Source organism: Martelella sp. UBA3392, from assembly GCF_002358775.1.
Taxonomy (GTDB): domain Bacteria; phylum Pseudomonadota; class Alphaproteobacteria; order Rhizobiales; family Rhizobiaceae; genus Martelella; species Martelella mediterranea.
In genome coordinates, this window is the sequence record NZ_DEPM01000228.1 from 1 (window position 1) to 8,881 (window position 8,881).

At 61.9% G+C, this 8,881-nt stretch carries 9 protein-coding genes; all 9 read right to left on the bottom strand.

All coding sequences use genetic code 11. The features are described from left to right. Positions 1–857: NADH-quinone oxidoreductase subunit NuoH (gene nuoH / locus B4E36_RS18330; RefSeq protein ID WP_345900654.1), on the bottom strand; the 857-nt coding region annotated here is incomplete at its 3' end. A 10-nt stretch (positions 858–867) separates the two neighbouring features. Beyond that, positions 868–2,943, bottom strand: a complete 2,076-nt coding sequence (gene nuoG / locus B4E36_RS18335; RefSeq protein WP_292052769.1) for an NADH-quinone oxidoreductase subunit NuoG — start codon at positions 2,941–2,943, stop codon at positions 868–870. Positions 2,944–3,028: 85 nt separating this feature from the next. Next, positions 3,029–3,328, bottom strand: coding sequence for a pentapeptide repeat-containing protein (locus tag B4E36_RS18340; RefSeq protein WP_230720596.1), 300 nt, complete (start codon positions 3,326–3,328; stop codon positions 3,029–3,031). A 4-nt stretch (positions 3,329–3,332) separates the two neighbouring features. Then, positions 3,333–4,631: an NADH-quinone oxidoreductase subunit NuoF gene (nuoF, locus tag B4E36_RS18345; RefSeq protein ID WP_292052773.1), complete on the bottom strand. Its 1,299-nt coding sequence runs from the start codon at positions 4,629–4,631 to the stop codon at positions 3,333–3,335. A gap of 9 nt (positions 4,632–4,640) precedes the next feature. Beyond that, entirely contained in the window at positions 4,641–5,609 is a 969-nt protein-coding gene (nuoE, locus tag B4E36_RS18350; protein WP_018064317.1) for an NADH-quinone oxidoreductase subunit NuoE, read from the bottom strand. A 122-nt stretch (positions 5,610–5,731) separates the two neighbouring features. Continuing rightward, on the bottom strand, positions 5,732–6,922 hold the full coding sequence (locus B4E36_RS18355; RefSeq protein ID WP_345900655.1) for an NADH-quinone oxidoreductase subunit D: 1,191 nt from the start codon (positions 6,920–6,922) through the stop codon (positions 5,732–5,734). A gap of 38 nt (positions 6,923–6,960) precedes the next feature. Then, positions 6,961–7,560 carry an NADH-quinone oxidoreductase subunit C gene (locus tag B4E36_RS18360; RefSeq protein WP_292052778.1) on the bottom strand — a complete coding sequence of 200 codons (600 nt, stop codon included), beginning with the start codon at positions 7,558–7,560 and terminating at the stop codon, positions 6,961–6,963. A gap of 8 nt (positions 7,561–7,568) precedes the next feature. Next, a complete protein-coding gene (locus B4E36_RS18365; RefSeq protein ID WP_018064320.1) occupies positions 7,569–8,147 on the bottom strand; it encodes a NuoB/complex I 20 kDa subunit family protein in 579 nt (192 codons plus the stop codon). Further along, positions 8,138–8,503 carry an NADH-quinone oxidoreductase subunit A gene (locus B4E36_RS18370; RefSeq protein WP_018064321.1) on the bottom strand — a complete coding sequence of 122 codons (366 nt, stop codon included), beginning with the start codon at positions 8,501–8,503 and terminating at the stop codon, positions 8,138–8,140. The genes B4E36_RS18365 and B4E36_RS18370 overlap by 10 nt, the downstream gene beginning before the upstream one ends. Positions 8,504–8,881: the final 378 nt, after the last annotated feature.

Sequence of the window (8,881 nt, forward strand, 5' to 3'; positions counted from 1 at the left end):
ATCCAGTTCAGAACCGCGACATCCAGGATCGGCAGCCAGCCGCCGAGGAACAGCGTGGTCGTCAGCGCGCACATCAGCACGATCGCGGCATATTCGCCGAGCATGAACATCATGTACGGGGTCGAGCCATATTCCACCATGAAGCCGGCGACCAGTTCCGACTCCGCTTCCGGAAGGTCGAAAGGCGGACGGTTGGTCTCGGCCAGCGCCGAAATGAAGAACACGATGAACATCGGGAACAGCGCCAGCCAGTTCCAGTCGAGGAATGACGGCGGCAGCCCGATCATGGTGCCAAGGCCGGTCTGTTGGGCAAACACGATATCGGAAAGGTTCAGCGAGCCGACCGTCAGCAGCACAGTGACGATCACGAGGCCGATCGAGACTTCGTAGGACACCATCTGCGCCGCGGAGCGCAGCGAGCCGAGGAAGGCGTATTTCGAGTTCGAGGCCCAGCCGCCCATGATCACGCCGTAAACCTCAAGCGAGGAAATGGCGAAGATATAGAGGATGCCGATATTGATATTGGCGATCACCCAGCCATCCGCGACCGGCATTACCGCCCAGGTCGCGAGCGCCAGCGTCACCGAGATCAGCGGCGCCAGCAGGAACACGACCTTGTCCGAGCTTGCCGGGATGACCGGTTCCTTGAACACGAATTTCAGAAGGTCGGCGAAGGACTGCATCAGGCCGAAGGGACCGACGACGTTCGGGCCGCGGCGCATCTGCACCGCCGCCCAGATCTTGCGGTCGGCAAGCAGGATGAAGGCGATGCCGACGAGCAGCAGAACCAGGAGCAGCAGCGACTGGCCGATCATGATCAGCGCGGGCCAGAGATACGTCGAGAAAAAAGAATCCATTGCTCCGTCCTTACTCCGCCGCCGCCTGGAAATTATTACGCGCCAGCGCCGAGCATTCGGCCATGACGGCAGACGCCCGGGCAATCGGGTTGGTCAGGTAGAAATCGGTGACCGGCGATACGAAACCGGAATCACCAAGGTCCCCACCTCTGCCGGCCAGCGTTTCGATGGCGTTGATATCAGCGTCAGCGATCTCGTCAAGCGCGGCGAGGTGCGGAAATTCGCCATAAAGGGCTGCGCGCAGCGCGCCAAGTGAGTCGTAGGGCAGCGCCTTGCCGAAAACGCCTGACAGCGCGCGGATGATCGCCCAGTCCTCGCGGGCGTCGCCAGGCGCGAAGCCTGCGCGGTTGGTCATCTGCACCCGGCCCTCGAGATTGACGTAGGTGCCGGACTTCTCGGTGTAGGTCGCAGCCGGCAGAACGACATCCGCGTTCATCGCGCCGGCATCGCCATGGCTGCCGATATAGACGGTGAAACCGGCCTTCTTGGCCGAGAAATCCAGTTCATCGGCGCCGAGCAGGAACAGGACATCCATGTCGGAAAGCATCGAAGCGGTATTGGCAGCGCCCTCGCCCGGCACGAAGCCGATATCGAGACCGCCGACGCGCGAGGCCGCCGTGTGCAGCACCGCAAAGCCGTTCCACTCGGCCGTGACCGCGCCGATTTCCTTTGCGATCGCCGCCGCCCTGGAGAGAACCGCCGCGCCGTCTTCACGCGCCAGCGCGCCGGGGCCGACGAGCACGATCGGACGCTCGGCCTTCTTCAGCACGTCCATGAAATCACTGGAAGCGAGTTCGCCAAGCGATGACGGGCCCGCGCCGAGATAGCTCACGGGATAACGCAGATCGGCGTTCTCGCCGATCACGCCGATCGGGAAATTGCCCTTTCGCGAACGCTTGCGGATGCGGGCGTTCAGCACCGAGGCCTCGAAGCGCGGATTGGAGCCGATGATCAGCAGCGCATCGGCGTTCTCGATGCCCTCGATGGTCGGGTTGAAGACATAGCCCGCACGACCGGCGGAAGCATCCAGCGCCGCGCCATCCTGGCGACAATCGATATTGGCCGAGCCGAGCGAGGCCATCAGGCCCTTCAGCGCATACATTTCCTCAACGGTGGCCAGATCGCCGGCAATCGCGCCGATCTTCTCGCCCTTGACGCCATCGACCTTGGCCTTGATCGCGGCGAAGGCATCGGCCCAGCTTGCGGGCTGAAGCCGGCCGCCCTGGCGGATATAGGGCTTGTCGATGCGCTGGGTGCGCAGACCGTCCCAGATGAACCGGGTCTTGTCGGAGATCCACTCCTCGTTCACCTGCTCGTTGACGCGCGGCAAGATGCGCATCACTTCGCGGCCACGGGTATCGACGCGGATCGCCGAACCGACGGCATCCATCACGTCGATCGATTCGGTCTTGTTCAGCTCCCACGGACGCGCGGTGAAGGCGAAGGGTTTGGAGGTCAGCGCGCCGACCGGGCAGAGGTCGACCACATTGCCCTGAAGCTCCGAGGTCATCGCACGCTCAAGATAGGTGGTGATCTCGGCATCCTCGCCGCGGCCGATCAGGCCGAGTTCGGAAATGCCGGCGACTTCCGTGGTGAAGCGGACGCAGCGCGTGCAGTGGATGCAGCGGTTCATCACGGTCTTCACCAGCGGGCCGATATATTTGTCCTCGACGGCGCGTTTGTCCTCGCGGTAGCGCGAACTGTCGATGCCGAAGGCCATCGCCTGGTCCTGCAGGTCGCATTCGCCGCCCTGGTCGCAGATCGGGCAATCGAGCGGATGGTTGATGAGCAGGAACTCCATCACCCCTTCGCGCGCCTTCTTGACCATCGGCGTCTTGGTATAGATTTCGGGCAGCGAGCCGTCCGGTCCGCCGCGCACGTCCTTGACGCCCATGGCGCAGGAAGCGGCCGGCTTCGGCGGTCCACCCTTTACCTGAATGAGGCACATGCGGCAGTTGCCGGCAATCGACAGCCGCTCGTGAAAGCAGAAGCGCGGGATTTCAGCGCCCGCCGCCTCCGCCGCCTGCAGCAGCGTGTAATGGTCGGGAACCTCGATTTCCTTGCCGTCTACAATCAGATTTACCATATCCGTTTTTCCCGCTTCGCCGATGGTCAGAAAGAGACCGCCGGCATTCCATTCTCGATTGCGTCCGCCCGCTGGGGGCTCTGCCTCAAGCCTTGTGTTCTTTCCACAGCGCGAGCATTGCGCCGACATCGATGCCGTCGATCGTCATGCCGTGCAACCGGCATTCGCTGATCGAGACACCCGAGAGATTGGCATCCGTCACCGTCATGCCGGAGAGGTTTGCGTCCGTGACCACCATGCCGGAAAAATTGGCGTTGCTCACCTTCCAGCCCGACATGTTCACGTTGTGAAACTTCGAACCGGACAGATCGACGTCATCAAAGACCGAGCCCGCCAGGCAGCTCTTGGTGGCATCGATCTGGTCGACCTGGTCGTGAAATTTCATCGGTCTACTCCGCCGCTTCCATCACCGCGCCATGCGAGGTGGCGTTGGCCGTGTACTGGTCGATCCGCTTTTCGATTTCCGGACGGAAATTGCGGATCAGGCCCTGGATCGGCCACGCCGCCGCATCGCCAAGCGCGCAGATCGTGTGGCCTTCCACCTGCTTGGTGACCTCGAACAGCATGTCGATCTCGCGCTTCTGCGCGTTGCCGGTCACCATGCGCTCCATCACCCGCCACATCCAGCCGGTGCCCTCGCGGCACGGCGTGCACTGGCCGCAGCTTTCATGCTTGAAGAAGGCCGAGAGACGCGCGATCGCCTTGATGATATCGGTCGACTTGTCCATCACGATCGCGCCGCCGGTCCCGAAGGAGGACTTGACCTCGCGCAGACCGTCAAAGTCGAGCTGGACGTCAATCATGTCCTCGGCCTTGACCACCGGGCAGGACGCGCCGCCGGGGATGACCGCCAGCAGATTGTCCCAGCCGCCGCGAATGCCGCCGCAATGCTTTTCAATCAGCTCGCGGAAAGTAATGCCCATAGATTCCTCGACCACGCAGGGCCGCTCCACATGGCCGGAAACCATGAACAGCTTGGTGCCGACATTGTTCGGGCGACCAAAGGAGGAGAACCAGCTCGCGCCACGGCGCAGAATGGTCGGCGCAACGGCGATCGATTCGACGTTGTTGACCGTCGTCGGCAGGCCATAGAGACCCATGTTTGCCGGGAATGGCGGCTTCAGGCGCGGCTGGCCCTTCTTGCCTTCCAGGCTTTCCAGAAGCGCCGTTTCCTCGCCGCAGATGTAAGCGCCGGCGCCGTGGTGGACGATGATGTCCATGTCCCAGCCGCACTTGTTGCCCTTGCCGAGAAGCCCGGCGTCATAGCACTCGTCGATCGCCGCCTGCAGCGCCTCGCGCTCGCGGATGAACTCGCCGCGTACATAGATATAGGCGGTATGCGCGCCCATGGCGCAGCCGGCGATCAGGCAACCCTCGACCAGGTGATGCGGGTCGTTGCGCAGGATTTCGCGGTCCTTGCAGGTGCCGGGCTCGGATTCGTCGGCATTCACAACGAGATAATGCGGACGGTCATCCTTGGGCATGAACGACCATTTGAGACCGGTCGGGAAGCCCGCGCCGCCGCGGCCGCGCAGTCCCGAATCCTTCATTTCCTGAATGATCCAGTCGCGGCCCTTGTCGATGATGCCCCTGGTATTATCCCACAGCCCGCGCGACATCGCGCCCTTCAGGGACTTGTCCCGATGGCCGTAAAGATTGGTGAAGATGCGATCTTTATCCTTTAACATGCTTCACTCCTACCGCGCTGTTCTGCCGAATACTTTTTCGTATTCCTCGATGCCGCCCTTGGCCAGAACGCCGGCCTGGCGCACCCATTCGTCGCGCTCGATGCGACCGCCGAGCTTCAGCGAATCATTCACCCAGGCGCACTGGCCTGGCGTCCAGGCGGCAATCTGATCGAATTTGTAGATGCCGATATCATGCAGCAGACCGGCAATCTTCGGACCGACGCCGGACATCAGCGTCAGATCGTCTGCGTCTTCAGGCTTCTGGTCGACGGCCGGCGGGCGATCGCCCTTGGCGCCGTCGATCGCTTCCCTGGAACCCGCGCCCTCGTCGGTGGCGTCGGTATCGTCGGATTCGAGCGCGCCCTCGCCTTCCTCGGTCAGCGAGGTGAAGCCGCCTTCCGGCGCCGAAAGCCAGCGGTCGATCTGCGGGCCCGGCTTGATCTCGGAACCGCGACCGGCCTCGAAGGCATCGATGATCTCTTCCATCCGCTCGGGCGTCAGGTCTTCATAGACGTCCTTGAAGATCATCACCATCGGCGCGTTGGCGCAGGCACCGAGGCATTCCACCTCTTCCCACGACATCGTGCCATCCGCATTGGTCTCGAACGGAGCGGCATTGATCTTCTTCTTGCAGACATTGATCAGATCGCCAGCGCCGCGCAGCATGCAAGGCGTGGTGCCGCAGACCTGGATATGCGCATTGGTGCCGACCGGCTTCAACTGGAACTGGGTGTAGAACGTCGCCACTTCCAGAACACGGATCAGCGGCATGGCCAGCATGTCGGCGACCTTTTCGATCGCGGCGCGGGTGACCCAGCCCTCCTGGTCCTGCGCCCGCATCAGAAGCGGGATCACGGCGGACTGCTGGCGGCCTTCCGGATATTTCCGGATCGTGGCTTCGGCCCAGGCCGCGTTCTCGTCTGAAAACGCAAAGGCTGCGGGCTGGACATTCTCATCGGCTAATCGACGAACGGACATGCTTTCTTACACCTCTTCGGAGGTTGTCATCACGGCTTCCGCATATCCCATGCCATGCCGCCGGCCTTCAACCGGCGCGGGACAGTCGGAAACGAATTCTGCACTCTTTACGCCCGCAAGTGTCACCGGTCCACCTCGCCGAACACGATATCGAGCGTACCGATAATGGCGGTGACGTCCGCAAGCTGGTGGCCCTTGGACATGAAGTCCATGGCCGAAAGATGGGCAAAGCCCGGCGCGCGGATCTTGCAGCGATAAGGCTTGTTGGTGCCGTCGGAGACGAGATAAACGCCGAATTCGCCCTTGGGCGCTTCAACCGCCGCGTAAACCTCGCCCTCGGGCACGTGATAGCCCTCGGTATAAAGCTTGAAGTGGTGGATCAGCGCTTCCATCGAGCGCTTCATCTGCGCGCGCTTCGGCGGCACGACCTTGCCGTCCATCGAGTTGAACGGACCGGTCTTGGCATCGCCGAGCAACCGCTCGACGCACTGCTTCATGATCTTGACCGATTCGCGCATCTCGTTGATGCGGACCACCCAGCGGTCGTAGCAATCGCCGTTCTTGCCGATGACGACATCGAAATCCATGTCGCTGTAGCATTCATAGGGCTGCGCGCGCCGCAAATCCCAGGCCGCGCCCGAGCCGCGCACCATCGGGCCGGAAAAGCCCCATGCGAACGCGTCTTCCAGCGTGACATTGCCGATATCGACATTGCGCTGCTTGAAAATGCGGTTGCCCGCCAAAAGCGCCTCGATATCGTTGAGCCGTGCCGGGAACTGCTCGCACCACTTGCCGATATCCTCGACCAGTTCGGGCGGCAGATCCTGATGTACGCCGCCGGGCCGGAAATAGGCCGCATGCATGCGCGCGCCGCAGGCCCGCTCATAAAAGACCATCAACTTTTCGCGCTCCTCGAAGCCCCAGAGCGGCGGGGTCAGCGCGCCGACGTCCATGGCGGCGGTGGTGCAGTTGAGGAGATGGTTCAGAACGCGTCCGATTTCCGAAAACAGCACGCGAATAAGCTGGCCGCGAATCGGGATCTCGACCTCCAGCAGCTTTTCCACGGCGAGCGCGAAGGCATGCTCCTGGTTCATCGGCGCGACATAGTCGAGCCGGTCGAAATAGGGCACGGCCTGAAGATAGGTCTTGGTCTCGATCAGCTTTTCGGTTCCGCGGTGAAGCAGGCCGATATGCGGGTCGACGCGCTCGACAATCTCGCCGTCAAGCTCCAGCACCAGTCGCAACACACCATGGGCGGAAGGGTGTTCCGGCCCGAAGTTGATCGTGAAGTTGCGGACATTATGTTCAGTCATGGTCAAGGCGCTCCGCGCTCATGGAATTGGGTTTCGGCTCAGCCGTTTGCCTTTTCATCGCCGGGCAGCACATATTCCGGCCCTTCCCAGGGCGACAGGAAATCGAAGCTGCGGAATTCCTGGCGGAGTTCGACGGGTTCGTAGATCACGCGCTTGGCTTCCTCGTCATAGCGAAGCTCGACGAAACCGGTGGTCGGGAAATCCTTGCGCAGCGGATGGCCCTCGAAACCGTAATCGGTGAGGATCCGGCGCAGGTCCGGATGGCCGCTGAAGGGAATGCCGTACATGTCCCAGGTCTCGCGCTCGAACCAGTCGGCGCCGGGGAAGATCGGCGTGATCGAAGGCACGACCTCATCCTCGCCGACTTCGAGCTTGATGCGCACGCGCACGTTCTGAGTCGGCGACAGCAGGTGATAGACCACGTCGAAACGCTTTTCGCGCGTCGGCCAGTCGACGCCGCAGACATCGATGATGCAGACAAAGGCGCACTGACCGTCATCGCGCAGGAACTTGGCGACATCGACGATCGCCTCCGGCGTGGTGATCACGGTGAGCTCTTCATGCGCAATCACGATATCGACAATGCCCTCGCTTGCTTCGCGGATATGGGCGCCCAGTTCGTTCAAGACTTCGCTCATCTCGGCCCCTATCGCTCGATCGTTCCGGTGCGCCGGATCTTCTTCTGCAGAAGAAGCACGCCGTAGAGCAGCGCCTCGGCGGTGGGCGGACAGCCCGGCACGTAGATATCGACCGGGACGACACGGTCGCAGCCGCGCACGACGGAATAGGAATAATGATAATAGCCGCCGCCATTGGCGCAGGAGCCCATGGAGATGACGTAGCGCGGCTCGGGCATCTGGTCGTAGACCTTGCGCAGCGCGGGCGCCATCTTGTTGGTCAGCGTGCCGGCGACGATCATCACGTCGGACTGGCGCGGCGAGGCGCGCGGGGCGAAGCCGAAGCGCTCGCAGTCATAGCGCGGCATCGACATCTGCATCATCTCGACGGCGCAGCAGGCGAGGCCGAACTGCATCCACATCAGCGAACCGGTGCGCGCCCAGGTGATGAGCTGCGCCGAGGAGGTGACCAGAAAGCCCTTGTCGGCGAGCTCGTTGTTGATCTCGCCGAAGAATCGGTCATCCGCGCCGACCGGCTTGTTGGTCATCGGATCGACGACGCCCCGCGGCACGGGCGCGACGAGCGTCTCGTTTTGGCTCACTCCCATTCGAGCGCTCCTTTCTTCCATTCATAGACGAAGCCGATGGTCAGCACGGCCAGGAACACCATCATCGACCAGAAACCGAACCAGCCGATATCGCCGAAGGATGCCGCCCAGGGAAACAGGAAAGCGACCTCGAGATCGAAGATGATGAACAGGATTGCCACGAGATAGAAGCGGATGTCGAACTTCATGCGCGCATCGTCGAAAGCATTGAAGCCGCACTCGTAGGCGGACAGCTTTTCCGCATCGGGCGCCTTGAAGGCCAGCGCGAAGGGCGCGACCATCAGGGCCAGCCCGATGATGAGACAGATAGCGATAAAGATGACGATCGGAATATAGGAACTGAGGACTTCAGCCATATAAAACACCCTTGCCGTTTTGAGGCGCCCGGGTCAGCGCACCCGCAGGATAAACCGCGAGACCGAAAATTGATAGATGTCGGGGTCGTGACTAGCGCAGCCGGCGCGCTCGCGCAAGACATTCAAACCCTTTTCGTCGCGCTGCAACAAAGTTTCAACCGCCCGCCATGATAAGCGGCGGGCCCGGCAGGCAAAGGCTGCGGCAAATTGTTGCGGTTGTCATCTATTATGGAAAGAAGCGCGAAACGCGCAACGAGGTCCGAAAGGAAGAATCGCGCGATAGCAAGGCTATCAGAACAAGCCGCGCTTCAAACGCAGATTTCGGACCATCCTAGGAGAAGAAGAATGGCGCGAGTGACGGGGCTCGAACCCGCGACC

What these genes read in the sequence shown, in the direction of transcription:
- B4E36_RS18355 (WP_345900655.1), bottom strand. Translation starts at nt 6,922, where the DNA reads ATGACTGAACATAATGTCCGCAACTTCACGATCAACTTCGGGCCGGAA.
- B4E36_RS18340 (WP_230720596.1), bottom strand. Translation starts at nt 3,328, where the DNA reads ATGAAATTTCACGACCAGGTCGACCAGATCGATGCCACCAAGAGCTGC.
- B4E36_RS18365 (WP_018064320.1), bottom strand. Translation starts at nt 8,147, where the DNA reads ATGGGAGTGAGCCAAAACGAGACGCTCGTCGCGCCCGTGCCGCGGGGC.
- B4E36_RS18370 (WP_018064321.1), bottom strand. Translation starts at nt 8,503, where the DNA reads ATGGCTGAAGTCCTCAGTTCCTATATTCCGATCGTCATCTTTATCGCT.
- nuoE (WP_018064317.1), bottom strand. Translation starts at nt 5,609, where the DNA reads ATGTCCGTTCGTCGATTAGCCGATGAGAATGTCCAGCCCGCAGCCTTT.
- B4E36_RS18360 (WP_292052778.1), bottom strand. Translation starts at nt 7,560, where the DNA reads ATGAGCGAAGTCTTGAACGAACTGGGCGCCCATATCCGCGAAGCAAGC.
- nuoG (WP_292052769.1), bottom strand. Translation starts at nt 2,943, where the DNA reads ATGGTAAATCTGATTGTAGACGGCAAGGAAATCGAGGTTCCCGACCAT.
- nuoF (WP_292052773.1), bottom strand. Translation starts at nt 4,631, where the DNA reads ATGTTAAAGGATAAAGATCGCATCTTCACCAATCTTTACGGCCATCGG.